28 protein-coding genes are annotated in these 26,955 nt (G+C 57.5%); 10 read left to right on the top strand and 18 right to left on the bottom strand.

The genetic code is table 11. The annotated features are described in order from the left end of the window. The first annotated feature begins 57 nt into the window (after window positions 1-57). Both CU102_RS13990 and CU102_RS13985 read left to right on the top strand, forming a co-directional pair. Window positions 58-945 carry a PAS domain-containing protein gene (locus CU102_RS13990; protein WP_106711709.1) on the top strand — a complete coding sequence of 296 codons (888 nt, stop codon included), beginning with the start codon at window positions 58-60 and terminating at the stop codon, window positions 943-945. Between the two features lie 59 nt (window positions 946-1,004). Continuing rightward, window positions 1,005-1,589: a sensor histidine kinase gene (locus CU102_RS13985; protein WP_106711708.1), complete on the top strand. Its 585-nt coding sequence runs from the start codon at window positions 1,005-1,007 to the stop codon at window positions 1,587-1,589. Here the strand turns inward: CU102_RS13985 and CU102_RS13980 are convergent. Continuing rightward, entirely contained in the window at window positions 1,569-2,390 is an 822-nt protein-coding gene (locus CU102_RS13980; protein ID WP_245425343.1) for an alpha/beta fold hydrolase, read from the bottom strand. The two genes, CU102_RS13985 and CU102_RS13980, sit on opposite strands and share 21 nt — an antisense overlap. A gap of 657 nt (window positions 2,391-3,047) precedes the next feature. On the opposite strand from CU102_RS13980, the gene CU102_RS13975 reads away from it, so the two are divergent. After that, a complete protein-coding gene (locus CU102_RS13975; protein ID WP_106711707.1) occupies window positions 3,048-4,082 on the top strand; it encodes a DUF3095 family protein in 1,035 nt (344 codons plus the stop codon). A 53-nt stretch (window positions 4,083-4,135) separates the two neighbouring features. Here the strand turns inward: CU102_RS13975 and msrA are convergent, their stop codons facing one another. From msrA to CU102_RS13935, 8 genes are all read right to left on the bottom strand, one after another. Continuing rightward, on the bottom strand, window positions 4,136-4,645 hold the full coding sequence (msrA, locus tag CU102_RS13970; protein WP_106711706.1) for a peptide-methionine (S)-S-oxide reductase MsrA: 510 nt from the start codon (window positions 4,643-4,645) through the stop codon (window positions 4,136-4,138). After that, the gene (msrB, locus tag CU102_RS13965; RefSeq protein WP_106711705.1) at window positions 4,642-5,091 is read right to left on the bottom strand and encodes a peptide-methionine (R)-S-oxide reductase MsrB; all 450 of its coding nucleotides are present in this window, start codon (window positions 5,089-5,091) and stop codon (window positions 4,642-4,644) included. The genes msrA and msrB overlap by 4 nt, the downstream gene beginning before the upstream one ends. Window positions 5,092-5,136: 45 nt before the next feature. After that, window positions 5,137-5,322, bottom strand: a complete 186-nt coding sequence (locus tag CU102_RS13960) for a hypothetical protein (RefSeq protein WP_133624517.1) — start codon at window positions 5,320-5,322, stop codon at window positions 5,137-5,139. A gap of 70 nt (window positions 5,323-5,392) precedes the next feature. Then, entirely contained in the window at window positions 5,393-5,809 is a 417-nt protein-coding gene (locus CU102_RS13955) for an organic hydroperoxide resistance protein (RefSeq protein ID WP_106711703.1), read from the bottom strand. Between the two features lie 197 nt (window positions 5,810-6,006). Then, the gene (locus tag CU102_RS13950) at window positions 6,007-7,770 is read right to left on the bottom strand and encodes a cytochrome c biogenesis protein DipZ (RefSeq protein ID WP_106711782.1); all 1,764 of its coding nucleotides are present in this window, start codon (window positions 7,768-7,770) and stop codon (window positions 6,007-6,009) included. 187 nt (window positions 7,771-7,957) lie between these two features. Continuing rightward, window positions 7,958-9,271: an ATP-binding protein gene (locus CU102_RS13945; protein ID WP_106711702.1), complete on the bottom strand. Its 1,314-nt coding sequence runs from the start codon at window positions 9,269-9,271 to the stop codon at window positions 7,958-7,960. 5 nt (window positions 9,272-9,276) lie between these two features. After that, window positions 9,277-10,017 carry a response regulator gene (locus tag CU102_RS13940; RefSeq protein ID WP_106711701.1) on the bottom strand — a complete coding sequence of 247 codons (741 nt, stop codon included), beginning with the start codon at window positions 10,015-10,017 and terminating at the stop codon, window positions 9,277-9,279. A 95-nt stretch (window positions 10,018-10,112) separates the two neighbouring features. After that, window positions 10,113-11,159, bottom strand: coding sequence for an alpha/beta fold hydrolase (locus CU102_RS13935; RefSeq protein WP_106711700.1), 1,047 nt, complete (start codon window positions 11,157-11,159; stop codon window positions 10,113-10,115). Window positions 11,160-11,385: 226 nt separating this feature from the next. Here CU102_RS13935 and CU102_RS13930 point away from each other — a divergent pair, with 226 nt between their 5' ends. The 4 genes from CU102_RS13930 (at window position 11,386) to CU102_RS13915 (ending at window position 15,661) form a co-directional block, all read left to right on the top strand. Beyond that, entirely contained in the window at window positions 11,386-12,309 is a 924-nt protein-coding gene (locus CU102_RS13930; protein WP_106711699.1) for a bifunctional helix-turn-helix transcriptional regulator/GNAT family N-acetyltransferase, read from the top strand. Window positions 12,310-12,440: 131 nt separating this feature from the next. Next, window positions 12,441-12,905 (top strand): MarR family winged helix-turn-helix transcriptional regulator, encoded by a 465-nt coding sequence (locus tag CU102_RS13925; RefSeq protein ID WP_106711698.1) that lies wholly within the window; start codon window positions 12,441-12,443, stop codon window positions 12,903-12,905. Then, window positions 12,898-14,115 carry an HlyD family secretion protein gene (locus CU102_RS13920; RefSeq protein ID WP_106711697.1) on the top strand — a complete coding sequence of 406 codons (1,218 nt, stop codon included), beginning with the start codon at window positions 12,898-12,900 and terminating at the stop codon, window positions 14,113-14,115. Before CU102_RS13925 ends, CU102_RS13920 begins: the two co-directional genes overlap by 8 nt. Further along, a complete protein-coding gene (locus CU102_RS13915) occupies window positions 14,108-15,661 on the top strand; it encodes a DHA2 family efflux MFS transporter permease subunit (protein WP_106711696.1) in 1,554 nt (517 codons plus the stop codon). The genes CU102_RS13920 and CU102_RS13915 overlap by 8 nt, the downstream gene beginning before the upstream one ends. Window positions 15,662-15,665: 4 nt before the next feature. Here CU102_RS13915 and CU102_RS13910 read toward each other — a convergent pair whose 3' ends face one another. After that, window positions 15,666-17,045 (bottom strand): FAD-containing oxidoreductase, encoded by a 1,380-nt coding sequence (locus CU102_RS13910; protein ID WP_106711695.1) that lies wholly within the window; start codon window positions 17,043-17,045, stop codon window positions 15,666-15,668. A 174-nt stretch (window positions 17,046-17,219) separates the two neighbouring features. On the opposite strand from CU102_RS13910, the gene CU102_RS29870 reads away from it, so the two are divergent. After that, on the top strand, window positions 17,220-17,360 hold the full coding sequence (locus CU102_RS29870) for a hypothetical protein (protein WP_166648406.1): 141 nt from the start codon (window positions 17,220-17,222) through the stop codon (window positions 17,358-17,360). Window positions 17,361-17,372: 12 nt separating this feature from the next. Here the strand turns inward: CU102_RS29870 and CU102_RS29420 are convergent, their stop codons facing one another. Then, window positions 17,373-17,564, bottom strand: a complete 192-nt coding sequence (locus tag CU102_RS29420; RefSeq protein WP_133624519.1) for a hypothetical protein — start codon at window positions 17,562-17,564, stop codon at window positions 17,373-17,375. Window positions 17,565-17,834: 270 nt separating this feature from the next. Between CU102_RS29420 and CU102_RS13905 the strand changes: the two genes are divergently transcribed. Both CU102_RS13905 and CU102_RS13900 read left to right on the top strand, forming a co-directional pair. Then, the gene (locus tag CU102_RS13905) at window positions 17,835-18,761 is read left to right on the top strand and encodes a transglutaminase-like domain-containing protein (RefSeq protein ID WP_106711694.1); all 927 of its coding nucleotides are present in this window, start codon (window positions 17,835-17,837) and stop codon (window positions 18,759-18,761) included. Window positions 18,762-18,985: 224 nt separating this feature from the next. Further along, window positions 18,986-19,240 (top strand): hypothetical protein, encoded by a 255-nt coding sequence (locus CU102_RS13900; RefSeq protein ID WP_133624521.1) that lies wholly within the window; start codon window positions 18,986-18,988, stop codon window positions 19,238-19,240. Window positions 19,241-19,524: 284 nt separating this feature from the next. Here the strand turns inward: CU102_RS13900 and CU102_RS13895 are convergent, their stop codons facing one another. From CU102_RS13895 to CU102_RS13865, 7 genes are all read right to left on the bottom strand, one after another. After that, complete coding sequence (locus tag CU102_RS13895; protein ID WP_106711781.1) at window positions 19,525-20,640, bottom strand: extracellular solute-binding protein; 1,116 nt, start codon at window positions 20,638-20,640, stop codon at window positions 19,525-19,527. A 20-nt stretch (window positions 20,641-20,660) separates the two neighbouring features. Then, the gene (locus CU102_RS13890) at window positions 20,661-21,821 is read right to left on the bottom strand and encodes a CaiB/BaiF CoA transferase family protein (protein ID WP_106711692.1); all 1,161 of its coding nucleotides are present in this window, start codon (window positions 21,819-21,821) and stop codon (window positions 20,661-20,663) included. Next, entirely contained in the window at window positions 21,821-22,372 is a 552-nt protein-coding gene (locus tag CU102_RS13885) for a MaoC family dehydratase (protein WP_106711691.1), read from the bottom strand. The genes CU102_RS13890 and CU102_RS13885 overlap by 1 nt, the downstream gene beginning before the upstream one ends. Before the next feature lie 197 nt (window positions 22,373-22,569). After that, window positions 22,570-24,243: a dihydroxy-acid dehydratase gene (gene ilvD, locus CU102_RS13880; RefSeq protein WP_106711690.1), complete on the bottom strand. Its 1,674-nt coding sequence runs from the start codon at window positions 24,241-24,243 to the stop codon at window positions 22,570-22,572. A 66-nt stretch (window positions 24,244-24,309) separates the two neighbouring features. Then, entirely contained in the window at window positions 24,310-25,521 is a 1,212-nt protein-coding gene (locus tag CU102_RS13875) for a lytic murein transglycosylase (protein ID WP_208113823.1), read from the bottom strand. Window positions 25,522-25,578: 57 nt separating this feature from the next. Next, the gene (gene recR / locus CU102_RS13870; RefSeq protein WP_106711688.1) at window positions 25,579-26,184 is read right to left on the bottom strand and encodes a recombination mediator RecR; all 606 of its coding nucleotides are present in this window, start codon (window positions 26,182-26,184) and stop codon (window positions 25,579-25,581) included. 434 nt (window positions 26,185-26,618) lie between these two features. After that, window positions 26,619-26,942, bottom strand: coding sequence for a YbaB/EbfC family nucleoid-associated protein (locus CU102_RS13865; RefSeq protein WP_106711780.1), 324 nt, complete (start codon window positions 26,940-26,942; stop codon window positions 26,619-26,621). Window positions 26,943-26,955: the final 13 nt, after the last annotated feature.

The following is a 26,955-nucleotide window of genomic DNA, read 5'->3' as shown; positions in this document are numbered from 1 at the left end:
GCCACACTTCATGGATTCGAAACGCAATTGACCATCGCTTCTGAACGGAGGTCGCAGGTGGAACTAGCAGATTACGAGACCAACAGTGTGATTCGCTACAATCTCGAAGGTACGATTCAATACTGCAATGCCGCGACCGAAACCCACTACGGATGGAAGACGGCGGCTATGCCGGGCCGGCATTTCCGCGACCTCATGCTGGAACATTCCGAAGGCTCAATACTTTGGGCAAATCTCTTCAGGATTGGGCACTGGGATGGACCCGTGCGGCGGCGTTCGCATTCCGGAGATGAGATCATCGCCAACATTCGCTTGGTAGTCAGACATGACAGCCTCGGCAATCCCTTCGACGTCGTGGAGTATTCCGCATCATCCATCAACTTGCAGGTCAACTCCATTGCCTCCCCGCCCCTAAACGCTGCTCTGGGGGGCCCCGTTGCCTGCTGGCAGTTCAATCTCAAACGTGCCCGACCCTTGCTGGGGTCCCTCGATGCAGAGGCGGGCAGCGATGCCAACGTTCGCGAATGGCACCCCGATCGATTGGACACACTGCTTACTGCTGTTCAGATTACAGACGTCAGCGACGAGGCGATACGCTTGTTCGGCCTGCCGACCGATCGGGAAAGGGTGGTAGATCGACCCGTTGCCAGCCTTTGGCCAGAGCAGAGCCGCGCCGCGCTCGGCGATTTGCTTACCGCCATAGCTGCGAAAGACGATACAGAGCCCGAAACTCGAGAAATACCAGTGGTCGGCCGGTTGCAACATGTGGTCCTGACGGGCTGGAGGGCTGCTGACCCACGATGCCCTGACACAGTCTTCGTCCGTGTCAGCGCCATATTGAATGCTCCGAACGCCGTCATCGAGCTCGAAGCCAGCCAGCATCGTTATCGGAATCTGATTTCCTGTTTGCCGGTCGCTGTCTGGCAGATCGATGAGATCAGCTGACGTCTCGTATCGTCGAGAGCGCTCAGCGAGCCAGCGATATAATTGGCCGGATCCAGGATATGGCCGGCAAGCGCGCTCCGGCCTACGCTTTGCTCGGTTTGAACGACATCGTCCGTGAATGCCTGGTTTTTCTTCGCCACGAAAGCGAAGACAAAAATGTTGTGTTCAAGACCAGGCTGGAACCGAACCTACCATTCATCCGGGGTGATCAAATTCAGTTGCAGCAGATTATTGTCAACCTGATCGTCAATAGCATCCAGGCAATGAAGGCGGCACCTCAAACGCAGCATGAGATCTATCTCGAAACCAGTCTGGATGCGAACGATCATGTTGCCTTCTCGATCAGGGATACGGGCACTGGCATCCCAATCGAATACATGGAGCAGCTCTTCGACGGATTCTTCACGACGAAGGACGGTGGGCTGGGCATAGGATTGGCAATCTGCCAATCAATCGTCAAAGCTCATGGAGGGACGATTGCCGCCGCCAATCACGCAGACGGCGGCGCCCTGTTTCACTTCTCGATCCCGACGGAAAGCGCTGCTACAGCCGCGAACGATTCGGCATCGTCCAGGTATCTGGCATCGGGGATCACACTTGATACCACGCGGCAGACGTCACTCTCAACTTCTGATGAATGCTAGAAGATCGGCGTTGATGACGTCGGCATGGGTCGTGCACATGCCATGTGGATACGTCTCATAGACCTTCAGTGTCCCATTCTTCAAAAGCTTCACCGACAGGAGCGCGGAGTCCGCGATAGGAACAATCTGGTCGTCATCGCCGTGCATCACAAGCGTTGGGATGTCGATTGCTTTTAGGTCTTCGGTGAAATCCGTTTCCGAAAAGGCCTTGATGCAATCGTAATGCGCTTTTGCACCTCCCATCATGCCCTGCCTCCACCAATTCGTGCGGATTGGATCGGATACGGTCATTCCTTCGCGGTTGAAACCGTAGAACGGGATGGGGAAATTCCAATAAAACGCCGAGCGGTTGGCAGCGAGTTCAACACGCAAACCATCCAAGACCTCGATCGGCAAGCCGCCGGGGTTTGCGGCGGTTTTCACCATGATCGGCGGAACGGCACCTATCAGGACCAGTTTGGCCACGCGATCCTTGCCATGGCGTGCGACGTAGCGGGCCGCTTCGCCGCCGCCTGTCGAATGTCCGACATGAATGGCATCGCGCAGGTCGAGGAACGCTGCCAGTTCGGCAAAATCGGCGGCATAGGTGTCCATGTCGTTGCCGGTCGCTGTTTGGGTCGAACGTCCGTGTCCGCGGCGGTCATGGGCGATGACGCGGTAGCCCTTGTCCAGGAAGAAGAGCATCTGCGTATCCCAATCGTCGCCGGAGAGCGGCCAGCCGTGATGAAAGACGATCGGCTGCCCCGTTCCCCAGTCCTTGTAGTAGATGTCTGTACCGTCCTTGGTTTTGAGTACGCCCATGTCGTGAGTCCTTTCGCTTTGATTACTGGAATCGGTTGATGAAACGCGTTGGGCGCCGGACGCCATTGACGGCATCGCAGCGAAGACCGTCGCGCTAACCCCAAGCAGAAGCAAATCACGACGAGACGTGTCGATCGTTTCAAACGGTGTACGCTCATTCATGCGGCAATCTCCTTGAGGTACGGAGCCGGACAGGTGGGATGCTCGCCTGCCAATTCGTTGGCTGCTGGAAGAAACCGGAAAACTCCCCCATTCATCATCTCTGTCGCGTCCGGTTGACACGGCTCGCACATGAAATTTAGTGGCTATGCGAGGCCCAGACATCCCATCCATTGGTTTGGACGGCTCATACGGAAGGTCACAGCACGCAAGGCGAAATGGAGGTTCGTTAGTAGCTTGGTAGGGGCAGCGCCGCAAAGCCCTTGTCGGCCGGCAAGACGAGCCCCATTTAATGGCTGCAAGTGCGATTGCGTCTGATCAATCAGGCTGAGGTTAATGCTACCTGGCCAATTGTATCCCAACGTATCTCAACGTCCGCTTCCTGCGACAGGACGCAAGTACGCATGGAAGACGACACACGAGAGACACACGTACAACGTCTTTGCGGCCAGCAACGGGCCAGTGAACACGACTGGTCGTGAAAATCAGGAGGCGTAAATGGACAGCACACTGACGGAACGCTCGCGCTCGTACAGCGACTTTTCCAGCATCCTCGACTACTCGGCCTACGATCCCCTCCCAGACGACTGGCTGATAGGTATTACAGACGTGGTGGACTCGGGATCAGCGATCAGGCGGGGCGCTTATGAGGATGTCAACTTTGCCGGCGTATCGGTCATAGCCGCCGTCGGTAACTCATGGGGCACCTACGACTTCCCCTTCACCTTTGGCGGGGATGGGGCAGCATTTGCGTTGCCAGCCGGCGGCTTGGAACATGCGACCTCCGCGTTGAGGCAAGTAGCGGCTTTGGCAAAAACGGACTTCGGTTTGACGCTCCGAGCGGGCTTGCTTCCGGTGAGTGAGATTCGCGCCAACGGCCACGATGTGCGAGTTGCAAGAGACGCGGCCTCCAGCCGTGCAAGCTTTTCGATGTTTGCAGGTGGCGGACTGAGGTGGGCAGAACGCGAACTGAAGAAAGGCCGATATTCGGTCGAGCTCGCAAAGACATCCTCGAAGCCCGACCTGAAAGGCCTTTCCTGTGACTGGCTTCCCATTCCTAACCAGCACGGCATGATCTTGTCGCTACTGGTCGAACCACGCGAAACCACAAGCAGCGGGACTTTCGCAGCTCTGGCAAGGCGTGTCCTTGCCGTTTTCGACGCCAGTGATCGCCAGGGTCACCCCTTGCCGGAGAGACCGCCCACACCGCGAAAACCGGAGACGTGCGTCGATCCTGAGAGCTGGTTAGAAATCGCGTCGCATTCCGATTTCAAAAAGTACGATGATGTCCTGCGTCTGACGTTGGACTGTTCAGAGGAGCATGCAGACAAAGCGGAAGCCATTCTGCAGGAGGCCGCCGTGCGTGGAGATATCTTCTACGGCATGCATCGCCAGTCTCATGCCGTCATGACATGTCTGGTCCCGGCAGCGAGCCCGCAATCTCATTTGCATTTTTTGGACGGGCGAGACGGTGGATACTCAAAGGCGGCGGAAATGTTGAACCGGATGCGCGTAAACCCCAGCCTCGCGTAAAAAAGGCCGATGAAAACATCGGCCCTTCACTTATTTCTCGGCGGCATTGGCAATCAGGCAGACTTTGCCCGGACGGGAAGCTTCCAGTTCGGACGAACGAAGTGGCAGGTATAGCCGTCCGGAATACGCTCCAGATAATCCTGATGCTCGGGCTCTGCTTCCCAGAAATCGGAGGCAGCCGCGACTTCAGTCACAACCTTGCCCGGCCACAATCCTGACGCATCGACATCGGCGATCGTGTCTAGCGCGATCCGCCTCTGGTCCTCGCTCGTATAGAAGATGGCTGAGCGATAGCTCATGCCTACGTCATTGCCCTGACGGTTGCGCGTGCTCGGATCGTGGATCTGAAAAAAGAACTCAAGTAACTCCCGGTAGCTGATCCGGGCGGGATCAAAGATAATCTCGATGGCCTCTGCATGGGTTCCGTGGTTGCGATAGGTCGCATTTGGCACATCGCCGCCTGTGTATCCGACGCGTGTCGAAACCACGCCATCGTAGCGGCGAATGAGGTCTTGCATGCCCCAAAAACAACCACCGGCAAGGACTGCTCGTTCTTCGGTCATTTGATGTTCTCCACCTGGTTCAGATAGGCACCGTATCCCTCGGCCTCCATGTTGTCTCGATGAACAAATCGAAGCGAAGCAGAATTGATGCAATAGCGCAGTCCGCCGCGCTCGGCGGGTCCGTCGGGAAAGACGTGCCCAAGATGACTGTCACCACCCGCAGAGCGCACCTCCGTGCTGATCGTGCCGTGCCTTGCATCAAGCAATTCCTTGACGTTCGCATGCTCGATCGGCTTGGTGAAACTCGGCCAGCCTGAGCCAGAGTCGAATTTGTCGGAGGAGGCAAACAGCGGCTCCCCGGAGACCACATCGACGTAGATCCCTGGCTCCTTGTTGTTGAGATATTCGCCTGTCCCCGGGTATTCGGTGCCACTTTCCTGCGTCACACGATATTGCTCGGGCGACAGGCTCGAAATTGCTTCCATCTTTTTTTGATATTTCGACATTTTTCTTCTTCCTCATTTCGTTCGGCGCTTGAACAGTTTCAAGCCCTACGGAGCTGTGGTGGATACATGATTGGCGGAATGGACGTTCACGGCCGCCAATTCCAGCGAGCTCGGCGAAGACATACTTGCGATCATTGCCACGACCGCAGATGGTTCGCGCGGGTCGCTGTCGTAGACGCATGGTGATGCAACGACCGCAATGCCGATCAGGGACATGATGACAAATCGCATGGTCAACCTCTCTTCTACTTGATAGTTGACCTGTCCGGCAGACAGGCCCGCCACCGCCCTGAAAACTGGATCAAACCAGGTTGATCACGACATCGATGTTGCCGCGTGTTGCCTTTGAGTACGGGCACGTCCGGTGTGCTGCGTCCGTCAGGGCACGGGCGACATCGTGCTCCAGGCCAGGAAGGCTCACATTGAGCCGGGCCTGGAGGCGGTAGGCGCCGTCTTCCGCCACTAGATCCACTTCGGCATCAATGGCCGCGTCTTCGGGCAGTGTTATCTTCATCTGCCGCGCGGCAATTCCCATCGCGCCCTCGAAACACGCTGACCAGCCTGCCGCAAACAGCTGCTCGGGGTTCGTGCCGCTGCCCGCGGTGCCAGGCGACGAAAGCTTGACATCGAGGCGGCCATCAGAGCTGCGGGACGAGCCGTCCCGCCCGCCAGTGGTGTGAGTCTTGCCGGTGTACAGTACTTTTGCAACTTGGGTCATGGTGTGTTTCCTTTGAAGCGGTTGAGTGGCTGGGTTCGGCCAATGACTGCATAAGGCACTTGAGACGTATCCCGCATGTGTCGGGATTGAACAGAAATGTAACGAATTGTGGGGCGGCGGCTGACCGGTACATTGCGATACAATTGGCGGCGATCGGCAGTCGTTTCCATTGAGTATTGCTGGTCGCGATTGCCTTTTCACCCAAAGGTGAAAGCAAATGCTTCGACGCCCGGGTCAAGAAACCGAACTTCGAAGGTACGTTCTTTTACGTCACCCGCCTGACGCACCATCTGATAGAGGCGCGTCTGGGTGACGGTTCCGTTGCCGTCGGCATCGATATCGCTACCATGGCTTTCGGCTGGTGCCCTGCCATCGACCGTTACCTGGAACCGCACGGGCTTGCCATCAGCACTAGGTCCGAGCACGAGGTGCAGATCGCGTGCCCTAAATCTGTAGGTGATAGCGCCACCCGACCGATTGAGCGTTGCCTGTTCGGGTCCGATCGTCCAGTTGCCGGAGAGGCCCCATTCATTGAGCCCCGGCTCCGCTGCCGTATAGTTCAGGGGGGCATCACTTTTCACAGCCTCTGGGGATGCAAAGTTCGATGCCCGCTGATAGCCGATATAAGTCTCGGACGATCCGATATTGCCAAGATCGGGTGCCGCCTGCGCACCGGAGAGGTCCGGCGTTATGGCCTTGTTCTCCGCCTTCAGGCTTCCGGCTTCCGCCAGCAGATCCTGGATGACTTTTTCGGACTTGTCATGGTCCCCCTCACCGAAATGCTGGTATCTGATCTGACCTTTTGCATCGATGAAGTAGTGGGCTGGCCAGTAACTGTTCCGGAATGCACGCCATATTTTGAAGTTGTTGTCGATCGCCACCGGATAGGTGATCTGGAAGTCGCTGATCGCCTTCTTGACGTTGTCGATCTTCTTTTCGAAAGCAAATTCCGGGGCATGGACACCGATCACGACCAGGCCCTGATCCTTGTACTTTTCCGACCAAGCCCGAACATAAGGGACAGTGCGAATGCAATTGATGCAGGAATAAGTCCAGAAATCGATCAACACGACCTTGCCGCGCAACTGCTCGTTGGTCAGGGGCGGAGAGTTGAGCCACTCGACCGCTCCATCAAGCGACGGGAACTTGCCCTCAACCGGCAGATCGCTTCGCGAGGCCATACCGCTGCTTCCAGCCAGCACCATGCTGCTGTCTCTGCTCATGTCAGGCGCAGCCGTCGGCTTGACCGCATTTAGTAGCGCCTGCTCGATCCTGTTCGTACCAGAACTGGAGAGGCGTGTGAGAATGCCCGTATCGGCACCCAAGCCGATAGCCGCAACACCGCAAAGTACGGCAATACCGAGAGCGCGACGCACCCACTCACCAGCGCCAAGAGAGCCCTTCATGACCGCAAAGGCCTGCCCGCCGATAAGAAGAGCCAGTGCAAGCGATGTCGCGGCACCAGCCGAATAGGCCAAGAGAAGCAACGTGGTCTGAACGTTCGCCCCCTGAAGAGCGGCTCCTGTTAACACCAATCCGAGTATCGGTCCGGCACAGGGTGCCCAGAGCAGACCGGTTGCGATGCCGAGAATGATCGCACCGCCCGCCGTCGGAAACGAGGTCGGTCCGCCGGTTGAATTCAATAACCTGTTTGCGAAAGCAACGACTGGCCGCGTCAGGACTGTTGCCAGCTGGGGCGAAACAAGTGTCACACCGAAAACAGCGAGCAATATGATCGCGGTATATCGGCCGTATTCATTGGCATGAACCGCCCAACTGCCCCCCACAGCGGCAAGCGTAGCAACGCCTGCAAAGGTGAGCGCCATACCGGCGAGCATCGGCAGCATGCTGCTGACGAAAGGTCGCCCGGCACGGGCGAAGACGAAGGGAAGAACCGGCAGGATGCATGGACTGAGGATCGTCAACACACCTGCGAGATAGGAAATAACCAAGAGAGCCATCATCGTTTCCTTTGCAATGATCATCAGCGCGCCACGGCGCAGGGGCTGGAGATCAGCATCAGACGGCGCCGACGTATCCCGCATGTGTCGGAATTGGACCCGATGTGTAACGAAGTGTGAGAGGCGTAGCGGTCGTTACAGTGCGACACAAGGCGGGCGCTAATTTAACGTATCGCCACGTTCTTAATCAGCCGATGGAGATTTCAGCCGAGAGCCCACCGCCCTCGCGGTTGGACAATTTGAGCGAGGCACCTATCGCGAGCGTCAACTGTTGTGCGATTGCCAATCCCAATCCCGTACCGCCAGTGCCGCGGTTTCGGGACTGTTCGAGCCGGAAGAATGGTTGGAGCACTGCTTCAAGCTGCTCTTCCGGAATGCCGGGACCGCGATCCAGCACGCTTATGACAACGGCGCCCTTGGCATCCTTTTCCAAATGAACGTCGGCGCTTCCGCCGAATTTGAGGGCGTTGTCGATGAGATTGGTGAAAATGCGGCGCAGCGCGTGCGGCCGTGTCTCGATCACGGCTTTGATGTCGCCTGTTATGGTTACGGCCTTGCCTGTATCCTGGTAATCATAGACGAGGCTTTCCATGAACGACCCGATGTCGACCCGGGTGGATTTCTCTGCATTTCCATGGGCGCTGCGAGCATAGGCGATGCCCTCATGGACGAGACGCTCGATTTCGGTCAGATCCTGCAGCAGTTTGTCCTTCTCGACCGAATCTTCTGCAAATTCGGCGCGAAGCTTCATGCGCGTAATGGGCGTTTGAAGGTCATGCGAGATTGCTGCAAGTATCTGCACCCTTTCTTCGAGATAATGAGCGATGCGATCCCGCATCGCGTTGAATGCCGTTGCAGCATAGGCAACTTCGCTCGGTCCGGTTTCGCTCAGGCGAGGGGCGTTCTTGTTCGGGTCAAGGGCATCAGCGGCATGGGCGAGGTCCTCGAGGGGACGGATTGCCTGACGGACAGCAAACCAGCTGCAAAGAACGAGCAGAATGAGCTGCGCGACAAGAACATAGGGCAACCACTGTGCGACGGGCATGATTGGACGAGGACTCACGTCGATCGTCAGCGGATTGCCGTCGCTCAATGTCAGATGGGCCTGAAGTCGCTCGCCATCACTCGGTATGGCATCGAATGTCAAAGGAAAACGCGGATCGATGGCTTGTCTTATCTTCGCCGCGATTTCGGCACCGCGCTCGCTCGTGTCGGGAACGCCGGGCAGTCCTGGTCCCAATACAAATCGGTACGCCCCGCGGTCGAGCCGCGCCAGCCAATCCGCCCGTTCATCGGCCGGAAGGCGATCCAGAATAGCGATCGAGGTCGCCACTTCATTTTCGAGCGTATTATACATCACGCCCTTGGCCGCCGTGTAGCGTTCAAAAAACAGCAGACTGAGGGAAAGCCCCTGGGCAATAACCAAGCCAGTCAAGAGGATGAGGAACAACCTCGCCCCCATGGTGCGCGGCCAGGGTCCAGAACGCCGCATGATTGCCATGGTGGTCACTGGCGAACCTCGGAAATCTCGACAGGCACAGCGAAGACATAACCTTCACTACGAACAGTCTTGATGTAGGCGGGCTCGCGGGCATCGTCGGACAGGCGCTGGCGCAGGCGGCTGACGAGAAGATCGATGGACCGGTCGAACAATTCCGCTTCGCGTCCTTGCGTGAGATTCAACAGTTGATCCCGGTTGAGGACACGTTGCGGATGGTCGACGAAGACGCGAAGCAATCGATATTCGGCTCCGCTGAGCGCAACCACTGTGCCGTTCCGGTCAATCAGATGACGGCCGGTCGTGTCGAGTTGCCAATCGCCAAATGTCAGCAATTGCCCGACCTCCGTAATCTGCAGATTGGGTGGCAGCATGCGCGTTCGGCGTAGTACCGCCTTGATGCGCGCCAGCAGTTCGCGCGCTGCGAAGGGTTTTGCAAGATAATCATCTGCCCCCATCTCCAAACCAACAATGCGATCTGTTTCATCGTTGCGCGCCGTCAGCATGAGGACAGGAGTTGCTTTATGCTTCCCCGCCCGCAACTCGCGACACAGGACCAGACCATCATCGCCCGGCATCATCAGATCGAGCACGATGAGATCGACAGAGTTAGCCTCGAGAAATGCCCGCATGTGCCGTCCGTCCGCCGCGACATCAACGCGCAGACCGTTTTTCTTGAGGTAGCTTGCAACCAGCTCCCGAATTTCGCGATCATCGTCAACGATCAGGATGTGGTCAATGTGATCCATCGTAGGGCACCCCTCAATTTTTAAAAACAGCTCGTTTTACTTATCACAATAATCAATATTGCACAATCTAACGCCGAATGCCTCGTGTCTCCCCTTTAATAGCCGTCGACGTCGATGACAGCCTGCGCAAATGCCTGCGGAGCCTCCTGAGGCAGATTGTGGCCGATGCCTCCTTCGATCATCCGGTGACTATATTTGCCCGAGAACTTCTTGGCGTACGACGCGGGATCCGGATGCGGGGCGCCATTGGCATCACTTTCAAGGGTGATCGTCGGCACGGAGATGACCGGGCCCTTGGCAAGCTGCTTTTCCAGATCGTCATATTGCGGCTCGCCATCTGCCAGGCTCAGCCGCCACCGGTAATTATGGATCACGATCGCGACATGGTCCGGGTTATTGAAGGCCTCGGCAGATCGGTCAAACGTCGCATCGTCAAAGTTCCACTTCGGCGACGCGAGTTGCCAGATGAGCTTTGCAAATTCGTTCCGATTGCTTTCGTACCCCTGCCGGCCACGTTCTGTGGCAAAGTAGAACTGGTACCACCAAGCAAGTTCCGCCTTGGGTGGCAGTGGTTTCTTGTTGGTCTCCTGGCTACCGATCAGATAACCACTCACCGAGACCATGGCCTTGCAGCGCTCGGGCCAGAGCGCCGCCATGATGTTCGCTGTGCGTGCTCCCCAGTCGAAGCCGGCGACGATCGCGGTGCGGATCTTGAGCGCATCCATTAATGCGATGATATCGGTAGCAATCACGGATTGCTGGCCATTCCGGACCGTATCGCTTGAGAGGAACCGAGTGGTGCCGTAGCCGCGCAGGTACGGCGTGATGACGCGATAACCTGCGGATGCGAGCAGCGGAACAACGTCGACGAAGCTGTATATATCGTAGGGCCAACCGTGCAGGAGGATGACTGCAGGGCCATCGGCAGGTCCGGCTTCGGCATATCCAATGTTGAGAACGCCTGCATCGATCTGCGTCAGCGGTCCCATGGATGTGTTCGTACCTGGCTTGATCGCGGGCAGGACAGCTGTCTTGCCAGCCTGTGCGTTTGCAGTACCGATTATTCCGAACTCACCCGCAGCGAGGGTCATGGCTGCGAACCCAAGGAAACGGCGACGGCGATGATTAATTTCTCCGGACATTTTGATCTCTCTCCAACGGATATGGACCCAGCGCAAAGTGATATTCCTCGTGTATCCGCCATGTGTCGCCGACTCCTCAAATTTGCATGCAGAGGTAGCATTCGTCGCTCCAGATACATTTGCTTACAATCCTATCAGAGACCGGGCACCTGCACCGGGCGTTTTCTCTTGCGGTCCCGTTTGAATTGACTACTATGTTGTCAGTGACAACATAGAGGAACGGACTATGGGTGCGGCAGAGGAATTTCGCAGTTTCAATCGTTTTTTCACGAAGGAAATCGGGCTCCTCGACAAGCATCTCCTCGCCAGCGACTACACGCTGGCAGAGGGACGCGTGTTGTATGAACTTGCAAAGAACAGCGAGCAGACAGCAGCCGAAATCGGACGAAGTCTGGGAATGGACAAGGCCCATCTCAGTCGCATTCTGGCGCGGTTTGCCAAGCGCAATCTCGTGCGCGGTCGCACCAGCCCCGATCATGGAAAGCAACGCCTCATGTCCCTGACGGATGCCGGGCGTCAAGCTTTCGCCTTTCTAGATCAGGGCTCGCAGTCGCAAATTGAAGGACTGCTGGCACCCATGGATAATGACACGCGCCAGCAACTGGTCTCATCCATGCGCAAGATCCAGGCGATCCTCGACCGCGGGAAACACGATCGCGATGGAGTCGCATATCGCGACCTTCGACCCGGAGACCTCGGTTGGATCGCCCACCGGCAAGCTGTGCTCTATCATGAGGAGTATGGCTGGGACTGGACCTATGAGGGGCTCGCCTGTGAGATCCTTGGAAAATTTGCCGCCAATTTCAATCCTGAGCGTGAGGCGGGTTGGATCGCCGAACGCGGTGGTGTCGTCGTCGGTTCCATTTTCCTCATGCAGAGCGAAGATCCTGACGTCGCAAAATTGCGACTACTCTATGTCGAGCCAAGCGCGCGGGGGCTCGGCATCGGCCGTGCATTGGTTGCGAAATGTGTCGATCGCGCCCGAGAACTAGGTTACCGGCAGATCAAACTCTGGACGAACGATGTCCTGATCTCGGCCCGGCGTATTTATCAGGCGATGGGCTTTCAGCTCGTCGACGAGGAAAACCATCATTCCTTCGGGTATGATTTGGTGGGGCAGACCTGGGTGCTTGATCTTCAGGCACAGTAGCGATCACCATATCTTGATTGCACGCCACACTTTTTGCCGAATGAGGCAAGCTGACGCCTTTTTCTTGTCAAGCATGACTGCTATGTGTATGCATGTCATAAGCATCCTTACGAATTTTAACTCTCCTCATCATGAACAATGCACCGACCCTTGGCTTCCTGCTGCATGACGTTGCCCGGCTGCTGCGCAAGCGATTCGAGCAACGGGCCAAATGCCTTGGACTGACCAGGTCACAATGGCAGACGCTGGCATACCTCGCCAACAACGAGGGTATACACCAGGCAGGTCTCGCGGAGATCCTCGAGATCGAGCCAATCACGCTGGTGCGTATTCTCGACAAGCTGGAGGAACGCGGCCTGGTCGAGCGCCGCCGCCGCCCCACGGACCGCCGCATCTGGCTCTTGTTCCTGCGCGAGGAGACGCGGCCGCTGCTCGCATCGATGCGTGTCATTGGAGACGCGACGCGCGCTGACGCTCTTGCCGGCGTCCCGCCGGAAGACCGCGAACACCTAATACGTACCCTTACCCTCATGAAGACCAATTTGATCGACGCATGCCAGACGCCGGTCGAGGACAAAGAGAAAAATCATGGCTGACGGTTCATCTTCCTTACGTATCCCCGCCAATCCAGACGCGGCCAACGACTTGGTCATGGAAAAGCGCGATACCACAATCGAAGCAGCTCCCACGGAACCTGCACCCAGGGAATCCACTCCGACGCCTTCCGTTTCTCCGGCACGACCGCGTCGCAGCTTTAAACGGCCCCTGCTCTTTGCATTGCTGCCCGTGGTCCTGATCGGGGGCGGATATGCCTATGCGACCGGCGGTCAGGTCATGTCCACGGACAACGCCTATGTTCAGGCGGACATCGTCGGCGTTTCAACGGACGCATCCGGTATCGTCCAGTCGATCGAGGTGCACGACAACGAACAGGTCAAGCAGGGTCAGATGCTGTTCCGGCTTGATCCCGCTGTCTACAGCATCGCCCTTTCCGGAGCGAAAGCGCAACTCGGCGTCGTTCGCAACCAGATCCTCAATCTCGAGGCAAGTTACAAACAGTCTCTCGCCGAGATCACGCAGGCCAAAGCGGACATTCCCTTCTTCGAGAAGACGCTCCAGCGCCAACAGGACCTGACTGCCAGTGCAGCTGCCTCCAAGGCAACATATGATCAGGCCAAGCATGACCTCGACGCAGCCCAGCAAAAGGTGGACGTTGCCAAGGCTGAAGCCGCCGCAACACGTGCGCAACTCGGCAATGATCCGGACCAGCCTGTCGAACAGAACCCCTCCTATCTGCAGGCGCAGTCGGCCGTAGACAATGCCCAGCGCAACCTTGATCGCACCATTGTGCGGGCGCCGTTCGACGGTATCGTCACCAATGTGAGCTCGCTCCAGGTCGGCGCCTATCTTCAAGCTTCCCAATCGGGCTTCAGCCTTGTGTCCACGACCCACATGTGGATCGCCGCTAGCCCGAAAGAAACAGAACTCACATATGTTCGCGAGGGTCAGCCGGTAACCATCAGCGTCGACACCTATCCGGGCGCCGAATGGAAAGGCACGGTATCCAGCATCAGTCCGGCCTCCGGCTCCAGCTTCTCACTGCTTCCCGCGCAGAACACCACGGGCAACTGGGTCAAAGTAGTCCAGCGCATTCCCATGCTCGTCAGCATTGACGATATGGCGGGCAAACCTCCCCTGCGTGTCGGCATGAGCGTGACTGTCGGCGTTGATACCGGCCATGCCCGAGGCCTGCCGAATTTTGCCGATGACATCCTGGGGCTTTTCGGTCGCAAGGATCATGTCTGATACAATCGCAGTTCCAAGCTCCGCGTCGGCTGTCGCCAATCGCGGAGCAATAACGGCCTGTGTCATCCTTGCGGTGATCATGCAGGCGCTTGATACGACGATCGCCAATGTGGCGCTGCCCTATATCCAGGGCAGTGTCTCGGCGAGCGCCGACCAGATCAACTGGGTGCTGACCTCCTACATTGTCGCCGCGGCGATCATGACGCCGCCGTCTGGCTTCCTCGCCGCTCGGTTCGGCCGCAAAAATGTCCTCCTGACCGCCATTGTCGGTTTCGTCGTTGCGTCGGTTCTATGTGGCCTTGCCCAGTCGCTGCCGCAGATCGTCGTCTTCCGCCTGCTGCAGGGCTTGTTCGGCGCTTCGCTCGTTCCCCTTTCGCAGGGCATCCTGCTCGATATCTATGCGGTTGAAGAGCGCGGCAAGGCGATGGCGCTTTTCGGCGTCTCGGTCATGGTCGGACCGGTCCTGGGGCCGGTCATCGGCGGCTGGCTTACCGACAATATCAGCTGGCGCTGGGTGTTCTATATCAACGTGCCAATCGGCATGCTGGCGTTTTTCGGCATTGTGGCCTTTGTCTCCGAAACGACGCGTCAGGCGAGCGCCAGGCTCGATTGGTTCGGCTTCGGCACTTTGAGCCTCGCCATCGCAGCGCTGCAGCTTTTTCTCGACCGCGGCGAGCAACTCGACTGGTTTTCGTCAGCCGAGATACAGATCGAGGCGTTGATCTGTGCCAGTGCGTTCTACCTGTTCCTGGTCCATACGTTCACGGCGAACAATTCCTTCGTCAATCCGCGGCTCTTTCTGGACCGCAACTTCTCCGTCAGCATGTTCTTCATCTTCGTCATCGGGGTGACCTATCTGGCTTCGCTTGCCCTGATGACACCCTATCTGCAAACGCTGATGGATTATCCGGTGATGACAGCCGGCATCGTCATGGGACCGCGCGGCGTTGGCACGATGGTCTGCATGTTCATCGTCGGACGCATGATCGGCAAGGTCGATACGCGCCTGCTGCTGGTCCTCGGTTTCAGCCTGACCGCCTGGGCCATGTACGACATGACTGGCTGGACGCCTGATGTTTCGCAGTGGACGATTGTCTCGGTTGGCTTTGTCCAGGGCGCAGGCCTCGGCTTCCTGTTCGTGCCGCTGACGACCATCGCCTTCGCCACCCTCCCGGCCCATATGCGCGGTGAGGGCACCGGCCTATATAATCTTTCGCGCAATATCGGTTCGAGCGTCGGCATTGCCGTTGTCACCGCTTTGATCACCGAGAATGTCCAGAGCAATCACGCGTCGATCGCGGCCTACGTGACGCCCTTCAATCACGCATTCGACAATCCTGTGATTGTGCAACACCTCGATCCGCTCAAGGCTGCAGGTCGAGCAGCCCTGGACGGCATGATCACGACACAGGCAACGATCATTGCCTATATGGACGATTTCAAGCTGTTGATGATCATGTCGATCGTGTCCATCCCGCTGGTCATGCTTCTGCGCAAGCCTGCTTCGAGCGCCGCGCCTGCCGAGCACAATGCCGTTATGGAGTGACGGCTTACTGCGCGGGTTTAAGGTCGCTGAGCAACGTCGGGATCAGCTCAGAGACGGTCGGGTGAATGGGCACGGCCCATTGGAGTGTCGGGTAGGGCACATCGGCATTCATGATATCGAGAATGCCGTGGATCGCCTCATCGCCGCCGGTCCCCAGTATGGCAGCTCCAAGAATCTTGCGGGTGTCAGCATCCGCGACAACCTTCATGAAGCCCTGTGTCTCATCCTTTTCCACGGCACGACCTACGCGGGTCATCGGTCGCTTGGAAACCAAAAGCGTCTGGCCTGCCTTGCGCGCGTCCGTCTCGGTCATTCCAACGCGTCCGAGTGGCGGGTCGATAAAGAGGGCATAGCCAGGGATGCGGTCACTGACCTTGCGGCTTTCGCCATCTAGAAGGTTCGCAGCGACGATCTCGAAGTCATTGTAGGACGTGTGGGTGAAGGCGCCGCGCCCGTTGCAGTCTCCAAGCGCCCAGACTCCTTCGACGTTCGTCGAGAGTTCGTCGTCCACCTTGATATAGCCGCGCTCGTCGGTATCGATACCCGCCTTGTCGAGGCCGAGATCATCGGTGTTGGGCCGCCTGCCGATCGCAAGAAGCACATGCGAACCAATGGCCTTGCGATCACCCGAACTGCAATCCAGGCCGACTTCCGTGCCCTCGGTGTGTGGCTTGAAGGAAATGCATTCCGCATTAAGGCGGCATGCGATCCCCTCACCTTCCAGGATTTCCTTGACCGCCTCGGAAACGTCCGGGTCTTCACGGGCTATCAAACGCGGCCCCTTTTCGACGATGGTCACCTCTGCGCCAAAACGCCTGTACATCTGTCCAAACTCGAGACCGATGTAACTGCCGCCGATGACCACCAGATGCTTCGGCAGCGTATCGAGGTCAAGAATGGAGGTATTGGTCAAATAGTCGATCTGATCGATACCGGGCATATCCGGGACGTTGGCTCGCCCTCCAGCATTGATGAAGATGCGCGGTGCGGTGAAGACCTCACCGTCTATTTCAATTTCATGGGCTCCTATGAAACGGGCATGCCCCTGGATAACGGTACAGCCGTTCATGCCTCGCAGCCATTTCTCGATGCCGGTGCGCGAATTATAGGAGACTGTGGCCGCCCTCTCCCTTACGCGTTTCATGTCGACAGTGATGGGCGCGGCGATCGTGACACCGTAATTGGCGCAGCGCCGTGCGAGATGCGCCGCGTAAGCGCTTGCCACCAGCGTCTTTGTCGGCATGCAACCGGTATTGACACAGGTGCCGCCGAACAGCTTGCGCTCCACCATCAGCACTTTCATACCGGCATCTGTCAGACGCTCTGCGAGTGATGGACCAGCCTGTCCTGCTCCGATGATGATCGCGTCGAAGGCCTTGCTCATGGTGTCCTCCCCTGGTTGCGGGCAACCAGAATAGAGGAGTACCGCGGCTGCGTCACGCACACCCGCTCAGCAAGGAGTTGGTAATCAATCGAAATAATCAGTGAATGATCAGTTCAGGCAGCGTTCAGGTCGCGGCGAATATCCTCACACCACATTTCAAAAGAGGTATGAGTCATGCTTGTGCAGCGTCTTGGCATTGTGTTTTTCATCTTCCTCGCCTTCGCGTTGTCCTTCGGCAACTATGTGAACCATGCGAAGTCGGGACGGTTTGCCAATGCTGATTTTCAGGGTGATTTGATGCACCGCGGCAATTGAAAGCCTGGCGCCTCAGCTGCCCTTTTTCTTACGCCCTTCCGCCTGGTCCAGCCGATCGAGCAGATCGAGAAATCGTTTTGGAATGCCCTTCCCGGCAGGAACTGGATTTGCAGTCTTCATCGCATATTGAAATTCCGGTCGCAGGACCTGATCGCGGACGACGCTCGCCATAGGGTGGCGTGAAGCCACGTATTTTGCTGCCATGGTCCTTCCAATCGCATTTGAGCGAGGTACGAAGCTCGCCTGATTTCGCGTCGGGCACCTCCCGGATCAGCCCGCTTACCGCTCAAACAGGGCGAAAAGAGCTTTTGTTTCAAATTCTATGGGGCTATGGTCAACAAATACTAAAGATCACGACGTGGCCCGCGACTGAACCGCATTTGCGCATCAGCGATGCTTCCCTATTTCTACTTGCCGGTTCGGAACCCCAGGCTATGCGCGGCGTTCTCCTCTAAAGTTCAGAAGGATATGCCAATGTTGATCCGCGTCGGTTACGAGATTGCAATCAGGTGCAATGAGCCAACACCCACGACCACTTATCTCAATCTCGAATCGGCACGGATATCCGATATACAGTGCGAAAGAGGCCCAACTGCCACGCCAGACGTTCGGATAGAGACATTTCGCGATCTGTTCGGCAATAATTGCCTGCGCCTCGTCGCGCCGGCCGGCAACCTGTCATTGACGTACGATGCTGTTGTCAAGGACAGTGGCCTGCCCGACCCGGTCGACCAGGATGCAAAGGAGATCGGCGTCGACAAATTACCGGTCGAATGTCTGACCTATCTGTCCGCCAGCCGCTATTGCGAGACTGATGAATTGAGCAATCTGGCGTGGGACCTGTTTGGCCAGGTCCAACCCGGTTGGGGCCGCGTCCAGGCGATCTGCGATTACGTCAATCAACGCCTCACATTCAGCTACGGCTTTGCCAGGGCAACCCGCACCGCGGCCCAGGCGCATGAGGAACGCGCCGGCGTGTGCCGGGACTTTGCGCATCTTGCGGTTGCATTCTGCCGGTGCATGAACATCCCTGCGCGTTACGTAAATGGCTATCTCGGAGACATCGGCGTGCCGGCAGATCCTGCTCCTATGGATTTCAACGCCTGGTTTGAGGTATTCCTCGGTGGCAAATGGCATACTTTCGATGCCCGGCACAATCAGCGGCGCATCGGGAGAATAGTTGTGGCTCGCGGCCGGGATGCCGCCGATATTCCGTTGATTCACACGTTCGGGCCGCATGAACTGACGAATTTCAAGGTCTGGACATTCGAGGAGCAAGATCCGTCTTTCGCCCGCCAGCGTTTCGAGAAAGTATCGCTGATCACCCCATGGTTCAGCCCGCGCTGGTCACGACTGTCCCGGCACATCCGGGAGAGAAACGAGCCGGAATCGACCTTGTGATGACGCGAAAAACATAACTTGTTTGCTGTCGAACATGCTGACTGAAAGCTGGCTTATCCGGGGCAATTGTCCGTTTGCCATATTTGAAACGCGGCGCCTCGCTGCTGCGCTGCGGTAAGCCGTTTCAAAACCGCAATAATCCGTTTCAAATTGCCATGCCACAATTGAGGGACTATTTTTTTCCGGTCGCCGGAGTTTGCCTCATTCAAGAAAGGAACAGTTCCATGCCTTTCGATAATCCTCCTAATCCGATGTATTCCCAGGATGACTGGACTGTGATGCAGGCCGCCTATGACAAGGCCGCAGCAACACTCCTGGTGCAATCGAGTTCGGAAGACGAAGCGAAAATCATCTCCGAAACCGTCATGATGGCGTTCAACCGAGGCAACAGGGATGTCAATTCGCTTGCGGCACTTGCGGTGATCACAGCGATCAATTCCCATCCGGCCGTGACCGGACAGGAAAAACGCTACGCGTAACGCGCATTGCCTCTACAGCTTTGACTTTCATCGGCCTTTCCGGCAAACCAGCTGCAGAAACTGTTGCTGCAGCTGAGGCCCGAGAATGAAATTCGCCACTTTCGCAACCCTGTTGAGCACCCTCTTGCTGACCGCCTGTGGGTCAACCTACGGCACCTGGTCGCCGCGCAGGACAGAGATTACGAATCCGAGCCCTGCAAGCTGCCAGAGCGGTTATGGGGTTTGCCCCGGCCAGTACGGCCGCGGCGGGCAGATGCGCCACTCGTCCTAGGGCGAGTGGCGATTCAGGCGGAAAAGCTCTGCCGGAACAGCCTGTTCAGATCATCAACGACATTTCTGGCTTCGTGTCTTTCGAGAAATCCTGCATTCAGGCGGTCTGAAGCGGCCTGCTGAAAGGCCATGTAGCCGTTGTGGCGCGGACGGACCCAAGCACCTTCCAGAGTCGTACGCGTGGCGAAATAGAAGTCCGCCGTACCGGCATTGACCATTTCATCGTCCCAGGCAACCGCATGCCCGGGTTGACCGCCAGCCGAGGCATAGGGTCCCCGCTGCACTTCTCCGCTGGCAATCCAGTAGGCGAAATCTATTGCCGCCTCGCGGTTGGCAGAGAACGCGGAAACCGCTATGCCCGTGCCCCCGAGCGCCGAGCCAACCGGACCGTTGCCGCCCGCAGCGGGAATATCGGCAAAGGCTATAACATTGGGCCTGAAACCCCGTATCGCGTAATTGACATAGCCATAGATCAAGGGCGAATACGCGATCGCAGAATTGGCCGCAGCCATTTGTTCCAGCACCGCAATCGGATCCATCCCAAAACATGCCGGGTCGATCAGCGAAACGATCTCCCGCATTATCCTGAATGTTCTTGCGCCGTGCTCCGGACAAATGAGGTCGCCGAGTTTGGCGGCAGCGCAGGGCGAACCCAGATTGGCGCTGAGGGTATAGAAGGTCATGAGCGAATGCGGCGGCCGGAGTGGCAGGAGCAATTTGCCCTCCCGTGCCAGCACCAGAACATCGTCCCACGCGGCAGGTGATTGATCGAGCAGGTCCGGTCGCCATGCCGCGACCTGAGCCGCCGTGTCAATCGGGAACGCCCACTGCCGGCCCTGCCAACGGTAGCTCGTATAGGATTGGCCAACGCTGCCCTTCACAAGCGCGTCCCGCTCGATCTGCCTGCCAGCGACATCGAGTGCTGCAAGGCAATTCTCCGCGGTGATCTGACCAACATGCGGGTGATCGATGACGATCAGATCGTATTCCCGCGCCAGGTCCTCCACGGGAAAGGTTTCAAAATCCTGGAGCGAGCGTTTCTCCCATTCGATGCTGACGCCCGTCTGCTCCTTCCAGAGTTTCGAGCAGGCAACCATCGGGTCATAGCCGCGCGGATGGCTCCACGTCATGCCCTTCAGCTTGACTTCACTCACAGGCCAAACTCCTTGCGGATTGCCTTGCTGTGTTCGCCGATGCGCGGCGCGGCGCGGTCGAACTTTGCCCGCTTGCCATTGACGCGAATGGGTGAGCGGGTGGTCAGGATAGAGACGCCGTCTTCGCGGTTCACTGTCTGCAGCATATCGAGAACCTTGAAGCCGTCGCTCTGCAGGAGTTCCTCCCAGTTCAGTACCTTGGCGCACCAGATATCGGCGGGCTCGAGTATGGAAAGCCAATGATCCGTTGTTTCAGTTGCGAGTTTGGCCGCTATGATGCGCTTGATCGCATCGCGTGCCGTAAACCATGTGGCCGGCATATCGCGATACGGTGCAAGTTCATCCAACTCGAGAAGATCAGCCAACTTCGGCAGTGGCGTCATCGCTAGTGCGAGATAGCTGTCTTTCGTCTGGTAGACACCATAGGGCGCGGACAGATAGGCGTGAGCGCTGCGGAAATCCGAGCGCTTCGGCAGGCGCCCGCCATCGTTCAAATGGGTGGTCAAGACCTCAAACTGGAAGTCGATGAGCGATTCCATGAGGCTGGTCTCGATATGGCTACCCTCGCCGCTAATACCGCGCCGCACGAGCGCCGCCAGAATCCCTTGCACCGTCGCAGCTCCTGCAAGCATATCGCCGACGGCCAGACCGAAGGGAACGGGCCCCTGGCTCTCGTCTCCGTTGAGCCACATCAGGCCCGACCGCGATTGTGCCAGAAGGTCTTGACCTGGACGCGTCACCCATGGCCCCTCTTCGCCATAACCACTGATGCTGGCATAGACGAGGCGTGGATTGATCGCCTTCACCGCCTCGTAGTCGAGGCCCAGCCGATTGATGACTCCGGGGCGGAAATTCTGGATCAGCACGTCGGCCCGGGTAAGCAATCCCTTCAGCGTCGCAAGGTCGGCCGCGTCCTTCAGATCAATGGCGAGGCTTTCTTTGGCTCGATTAATGGCGTGGAAAATCGTCGAATCCCCACCGATTTCGGTGTCGCTGAGATAGAGACGCCTTGAGAGATCGCCGCCATCGGGACGTTCGACCTTGATCACGCGGGCGCCAAGATCCATCAGCCGCAGCGATGCATAGGGTCCTGACAGGAATTGGCTCATATCAACGACGAGCAGGCCCGTCAGCGGTAAATCGATCGCGGCAGTCATTATTTTTCGGTCTTTCCAATGAAATCGTCGGGGTTCTGGTACTTCACGGTCTGCAGATGTTCGCAGTAGAGAACGAGTTCTCCCTCATTCTTGAACACTTCGTAGCTGGCGCGGATCAGGCCCAATTCCTTGTAGCGCGGGCGTTTTTCGAGGTTCGTTCGGATCGTGTAGATTGTATCGTTGAGAAATACCGGCTTGATGAAACGCAACTTGTCATAGCCGTAGGAAAAGGCATTGACGCAATTGGTGGCGACAAGGCCAAGCCCAGCTGAAAATACGAACGCACCGGCGACGAGCCGCTTGCCAAAGACGCCCTCGCTTTCGGCAAACATCTGGTCCTGTACGTATGGGTGGATGTCGGTGACGAGCGTGTTGAAGAGATGGCTGTCGCTTTCCGCGATCGTCCGGCGCAGCGATCGGATTTTCTGGCCGGCCGGCCAATCCTCGTAGAACCAGTTTTCGGCATTCCAAACAGGCAGCGCGGCATGATCCGCCGGCATGTTCCTGGGTCGAGTGGAAGAGACGCCAACTGTGGGCGCGAAATCGCTCATCGCATCATACCTCGATGAACGTGCATTGCAGATCGCATAACGCTCCTCCTACATCTTCTCTTGTGAATATTATTTTCACATATGGGTATAAATGACAAGTCCGTGCAAACAAGCAGCAAAGAAAAGCCCGGACCAATTCACTGATCCGGGCACCACATCGCAGGCGTTACTCAGGCGATAAATCTCAAGACAAGGGTTTAACCCGTCACTGCGCCCTCGCTTGCCGATTTTGCCAGCTTGGCAAACTTCGCCAGCACCCCGCGCGTGTATCGCGGCGCCGGCTGCTGCCAATTCTTGCGCCGCTTTTCCAGCTCTGCCTCGTCCACATCAAGCTGCAGCAATTGCTGGTGCGCGTCGATGGTGATCATGTCGCCTTCCCGGACCAGGGCGATGGTGCCGCCTTCAAAGGCTTCCGGCGTGACGTGGCCAACGACCATGCCCCAGGTCCCACCCGAGAAGCGCCCATCTGTGATCAGGCCGACACTCTCGCCAAGCCCGCGGCCAATAATAGCGGACGTCGGCGCTAGCATCTCCGGCATGCCGGGCCCGCCTTTCGGGCCAAGATAGCGCAGGACCAACACGTCGCCCGGCCTTATCTTGTCAGAGAGGATTGCATCCATGGCCGACTGCTCGTCGTCAAAAACACGCGCAGGTCCCTTGATGACCGGATTCTTGAGGCCCGTGATCTTTGCAACCGCCCCACCCGTAGCGAGGTTGCCTTTGAGGATCGCCAGATGGCCTTCCTTGTAGAGCGCCTTGTCGATAGGCCGGATGATGTTCTGGTCCGCCGGCGGTGAATCGGGGATATGCGCCAGCTCATCGGCAAGCGTGCGCCCGGTAATCGTCAGGCAATCGCCATGCAGAAGGCCCGCATTCAACAGGATCTTCAGTACCTGCGGTATACCCCCGACCTTATGCAGGTCCACAGCCATATACTGCCCCGACGGACGCAGGTTGCAGAGCACCGGAACCTTCCGGCGCACCCGTTCGAAATCGTCCAGTGTCCATTCCACCTCCGCAGCATGGGCGATGGCCAGGAAATGCAGTACCCCATTGGTAGAGCCGCCGGTCGCCATGATCAGCGCCACGGCATTCTCGATCGATTTGCGGGTGATGATGTCGCGCGGCCGGATATTCCTGCGCACGGCCTCAACCAGCACGCGTGCCGATTCAGCGGTGCTGTCGACTTTTTCCGCATCGGGATTGGCCATGGTTGACGAAGACATCAGCGACATGCCTAGCGCTTCGAAGGCCGAACTCATCGTGTTGGCGGTATACATACCGCCGCAAGAGCCGGTCGAGGGACAGGCGTGGCGTTCGATGCCCTCAAAATCCTCCTCGCTCATCTTCCCTGCCATGAAAGAGCCGACAGCTTCGAAAGAGGACACGATAGAAAGGTCCTTGCCCTTCCACTTGCCAGGCTTGATGGTGCCGCCATAGACATAGATGGCAGGGACATTGGTGCGGGCAATGGCTATCATGCCGCCGGGCATGTTCTTGTCGCAGCCCCCGATCACGAGAACCCCGTCCATCCACTGGCCATTGACGCAGGTCTCGATGCAGTCGGCAATGACCTCACGCGATATCAGCGAATACTTCATCCCTTCCGTGCCCATCGCCATGCCATCGGAAATGGTTGGGGTGCCGAAGATTTGCGGATTGCCGCCAGCCGCCTTGACCGCAGCGACAGCCGCATCGGCCAATGGCTGGAGGCCAGCATTGCAGGGCGTGATTGTCGAGTGCCCATTGGCGATGCCGATCATCGGCTTGTCGAAATCCCCTTTCTCATAACCAAGTGCATAGTACATGGCCCGATTGGGCGAACGTGCGACGCCTTCGGTGATGTGTTTTGATCGCTCGTTGGCTGGCATGATGCGGCTCCCACTCTCAATCCTCTACCAATCTAGAGCGTTTCGATATGAGAACGAAGTGAATCTTCAGCCAATTGCCTTGATCAGATCCTTGTCGGGAAAGCAGGTTGGCGCCATGCCTTGTTTGGCCTGCCAGTCGCCTATGGATCGGCGTGTCTTGAAGCCAGGGAATCCATCCGCGCCGCCCGCATCGTAGCCCTTCTTTTCCAGCGTCTTTTGCAGACCGGCGATGTCGGAGCGATAGAGGCCGCCTACATCACCCCAGCCTGCCGAGAATTCTGCCGCGCCATGTGCGATACGATCCCCGGCATGGCCGATAAACAGCGCATAGAGATCGCTCATATTGTATTCCTTGAGCACGTAGAAATTCTTGGTGACGATGAAAGCTGGACCATGCCGGCCCGCCGGCATCAACAGAAAGCCCTCGCGTTTGGTTTCGCCGGACGGAAATGGCTTGCCGTTAACACGGGCAATGCCGAGCTTGGCCCATGCCGCGAAAGGCTTGCCTTGATCCGGTCCTTCGAGCGCACAACTGACGCTCTCTGGCACATTGACCTCATAGCCCCAGTCGCGGCCACGCTGCCAGCCATACTGCGCAAGATAATGTGCAATCGAACCAAGCGTATCCGGCACCGAGTTCCAGATGTCACGCTTCCCGTCACCGTCAAAATCGACAGCATGTTCAAGATAGGAGGTCGGCATGAATTGCGGCTGGCCGAGTGCCCCCGCCCATGAGCTTTTCATGCTGCCTGCGCCAATGTAGCCCTTCTCGATGATCTCCAGCGCTGCGACAAGCTCGCCGCGGAACATGTCCTTGCGCGTCGCCATGAACGCCTTGGTGCCAAGCACCGTAAAGGCGTTGTAGGGAATCTTGACGCTGCCAAACCCGCTCTCGCGGCCCCAGATCGCAAGGGCGATCTCTCCGGGCACGCCATACTTGCTTTCAACCGCCTTCAGGATCCGCCCATATTGGCCGGCGCGCGCAGTCCCCCCGGACGTGACGGCGTTAACAGTCTTGGTGTTGAAATATTTACCGGGGGAGCCGAACTCGGATTGGGCCTGCTTTTGCGGCGTCTTCGGCTCTTCTCCCGGCATGACGAGGTCCGGCAGATCGAAGTTGAGCGTGACACCGGCAAAAGCCTGGTCGAAAGTTGCTTTGGAAATGCCCTTCGCCTTGGCCTCGGGCCAAAGATCATTGGCAAGCCAAATTTGAAACTGTGCTTCAATTTCGGATTTTGAAGCCGCGAAGCCCTGGTTCGAACAGAAAGCAAAGGCCATTGCAATCCCTGCAGCGAGGCCAAGTCTCCAATTGCTCTTGCTCAAGCCCTGTTCTCCCTAAAATGACGTGCGGGCACGCAATGCCGCTGCCAATGTTCCTTCGTCGAGATAATCCAGTTCGCCGCCCACCGGCACGCCGTGAGCCAATCGGGTAATGCGTACATCGAGGCCCGCAAGCTGATCGGTGATGTAATGCGCGGTAGTCTGGCCCTCGACCGTCGCGTTTACGGCAAGGATGACTTCTTTGATGTCTCCCTCCGTCACCCGGCTAACGAGCGTCGCTATGTTGAGATCATCGGGTCCAATGCCATCGAGCGGAGACAGGCGTCCACCCAGCACATGGTAACGCACATTCATGGAACCAGCGCGCTCCAATGCCCAGAGATCCGAGACATCTTCCACGACGATCAGCGTCGCACGCTCACGACGCGAATCCGTGCAGATCATGCAGGGGTCGGAGGTGTCGACATTGCCACAGGTCGAGCAGACGCGCACCTTGTCGGCCGCTTCCTGCATGGCCGAGCCAAGCGGGATCAGCAGGGCCTCTTTCTTCTTGATGAGATGCAGCGCGGCCCGGCGCGCCGAGCGCGGCCCGAGCCCCGGCACTTTGGCCAGGAGCTGGATCAGACGCTCAATTTCGGGACCGGCGATTCGTTTCGACATAGCGACGGTTTAGATCAATTTGCAACTTTAGGGAATCAAAGAGCGCGCTGCGGACGACAACCGCCGCAAATGGCTCGCTCGAAAAGTACAACCCTGCATGCGTTGCGGCACATCAATGGTCAGGCAATGATCAAACCGTGCGTGAGTACGGTTCGAGGTAAAGCAGCAGCATCGTACCAGCCGATGCATCGGGAAGATGGGCTACCCGACTGCGGTAACAGGCCTTGCCATCGAACTTGGAGATGAAGTTATGCGGATTTTTCCGTTTAGCATCACTCTCATCGTAAAAAGAACCCGGACCAGCTGGACACTGACATTCCGGTTCATTTTACAAAATTAGAAAGGGGGACGGGCGAGAGCTCGTTCCCCACTCCAAGAGCAATATAGTCAATATCAATGCTCTTTCCAACAAACTTGTGGTTGTTTGCTGACCGTTAGAACGGCAGCTTGAAACCTGGCGGTATCGGCAGACCGGCAGTCAGGGCCTGCGTCTTTTCCGCCATAATCGCCTCGACCTTCGCCTTGGCTTCGTTATGGGCAGCGATGATCAAGTCTTCGATGACCTCGATGTCGTCTTCCTTGAACAGCGACGGATCGATGGTCAGCCCGGTCAGGGCACCCTTGCCGGACAGCTTGACGGTGACGAGGCCGCCGCCCGCATGTCCCTCGGCTTCGAGTGCAGCGATCTCTTCCTGCATGGCCGCCATCTTGGCCTGCATTTCCTTCGCCTGTTTCATCATGCCCATAATGTCACGCATGGGGAGCTCCTGT

The sequence above is a fragment of the Phyllobacterium brassicacearum genome (assembly GCF_003010955.1).
Lineage (GTDB): Bacteria > Pseudomonadota > Alphaproteobacteria > Rhizobiales > Rhizobiaceae > Phyllobacterium > Phyllobacterium brassicacearum.
Note: the sequence above shows the minus strand (reverse complement) of the source record. Positions and strands in the feature narration are given on the sequence as shown.

Excerpts from the sequence above, each read along its gene's own strand:
- ilvD (WP_106711690.1), bottom strand. The coding sequence starts at position 24,243 with ATGCCAGCCAACGAGCGATCAAAACACATCACCGAAGGCGTCGCACGT.
- CU102_RS29420 (WP_133624519.1), bottom strand. The coding sequence starts at position 17,564 with ATGGCAGCAAAATACGTGGCTTCACGCCACCCTATGGCGAGCGTCGTC.
- CU102_RS13920 (WP_106711697.1), top strand. The coding sequence starts at position 12,898 with ATGGCTGACGGTTCATCTTCCTTACGTATCCCCGCCAATCCAGACGCG.
- CU102_RS13975 (WP_106711707.1), top strand. The coding sequence starts at position 3,048 with ATGGACAGCACACTGACGGAACGCTCGCGCTCGTACAGCGACTTTTCC.
- CU102_RS13945 (WP_106711702.1), bottom strand. The coding sequence starts at position 9,271 with ATGGCAATCATGCGGCGTTCTGGACCCTGGCCGCGCACCATGGGGGCG.
- CU102_RS13930 (WP_106711699.1), top strand. The coding sequence starts at position 11,386 with ATGGGTGCGGCAGAGGAATTTCGCAGTTTCAATCGTTTTTTCACGAAG.
- CU102_RS13980 (WP_245425343.1), bottom strand. The coding sequence starts at position 2,390 with ATGGGCGTACTCAAAACCAAGGACGGTACAGACATCTACTACAAGGAC.
- CU102_RS13940 (WP_106711701.1), bottom strand. The coding sequence starts at position 10,017 with ATGGATCACATTGACCACATCCTGATCGTTGACGATGATCGCGAAATT.
- CU102_RS13890 (WP_106711692.1), bottom strand. The coding sequence starts at position 21,821 with ATGACTGCCGCGATCGATTTACCGCTGACGGGCCTGCTCGTCGTTGAT.
- CU102_RS13925 (WP_106711698.1), top strand. The coding sequence starts at position 12,441 with ATGAACAATGCACCGACCCTTGGCTTCCTGCTGCATGACGTTGCCCGG.
- CU102_RS13885 (WP_106711691.1), bottom strand. The coding sequence starts at position 22,372 with ATGAGCGATTTCGCGCCCACAGTTGGCGTCTCTTCCACTCGACCCAGG.
- CU102_RS13905 (WP_106711694.1), top strand. The coding sequence starts at position 17,835 with ATGTTGATCCGCGTCGGTTACGAGATTGCAATCAGGTGCAATGAGCCA.
- CU102_RS13875 (WP_208113823.1), bottom strand. The coding sequence starts at position 25,521 with ATGGCCTTTGCTTTCTGTTCGAACCAGGGCTTCGCGGCTTCAAAATCC.
- CU102_RS13910 (WP_106711695.1), bottom strand. The coding sequence starts at position 17,045 with ATGAGCAAGGCCTTCGACGCGATCATCATCGGAGCAGGACAGGCTGGT.
- CU102_RS13960 (WP_133624517.1), bottom strand. The coding sequence starts at position 5,322 with ATGCGATTTGTCATCATGTCCCTGATCGGCATTGCGGTCGTTGCATCA.
- msrB (WP_106711705.1), bottom strand. The coding sequence starts at position 5,091 with ATGTCGAAATATCAAAAAAAGATGGAAGCAATTTCGAGCCTGTCGCCC.
- CU102_RS13955 (WP_106711703.1), bottom strand. The coding sequence starts at position 5,809 with ATGACCCAAGTTGCAAAAGTACTGTACACCGGCAAGACTCACACCACT.
- CU102_RS13950 (WP_106711782.1), bottom strand. The coding sequence starts at position 7,770 with ATGGCTCTCTTGGTTATTTCCTATCTCGCAGGTGTGTTGACGATCCTC.
- msrA (WP_106711706.1), bottom strand. The coding sequence starts at position 4,645 with ATGACCGAAGAACGAGCAGTCCTTGCCGGTGGTTGTTTTTGGGGCATG.
- CU102_RS13895 (WP_106711781.1), bottom strand. The coding sequence starts at position 20,640 with ATGACGTGGAGCCATCCGCGCGGCTATGACCCGATGGTTGCCTGCTCG.
- CU102_RS13985 (WP_106711708.1), top strand. The coding sequence starts at position 1,005 with ATGGCCGGCAAGCGCGCTCCGGCCTACGCTTTGCTCGGTTTGAACGAC.
- CU102_RS13865 (WP_106711780.1), bottom strand. The coding sequence starts at position 26,942 with ATGCGTGACATTATGGGCATGATGAAACAGGCGAAGGAAATGCAGGCC.
- CU102_RS13915 (WP_106711696.1), top strand. The coding sequence starts at position 14,108 with ATGTCTGATACAATCGCAGTTCCAAGCTCCGCGTCGGCTGTCGCCAAT.
- CU102_RS13900 (WP_133624521.1), top strand. The coding sequence starts at position 18,986 with ATGCCTTTCGATAATCCTCCTAATCCGATGTATTCCCAGGATGACTGG.
- CU102_RS13935 (WP_106711700.1), bottom strand. The coding sequence starts at position 11,159 with ATGTCCGGAGAAATTAATCATCGCCGTCGCCGTTTCCTTGGGTTCGCA.
- recR (WP_106711688.1), bottom strand. The coding sequence starts at position 26,184 with ATGTCGAAACGAATCGCCGGTCCCGAAATTGAGCGTCTGATCCAGCTC.
- CU102_RS29870 (WP_166648406.1), top strand. The coding sequence starts at position 17,220 with ATGCTTGTGCAGCGTCTTGGCATTGTGTTTTTCATCTTCCTCGCCTTC.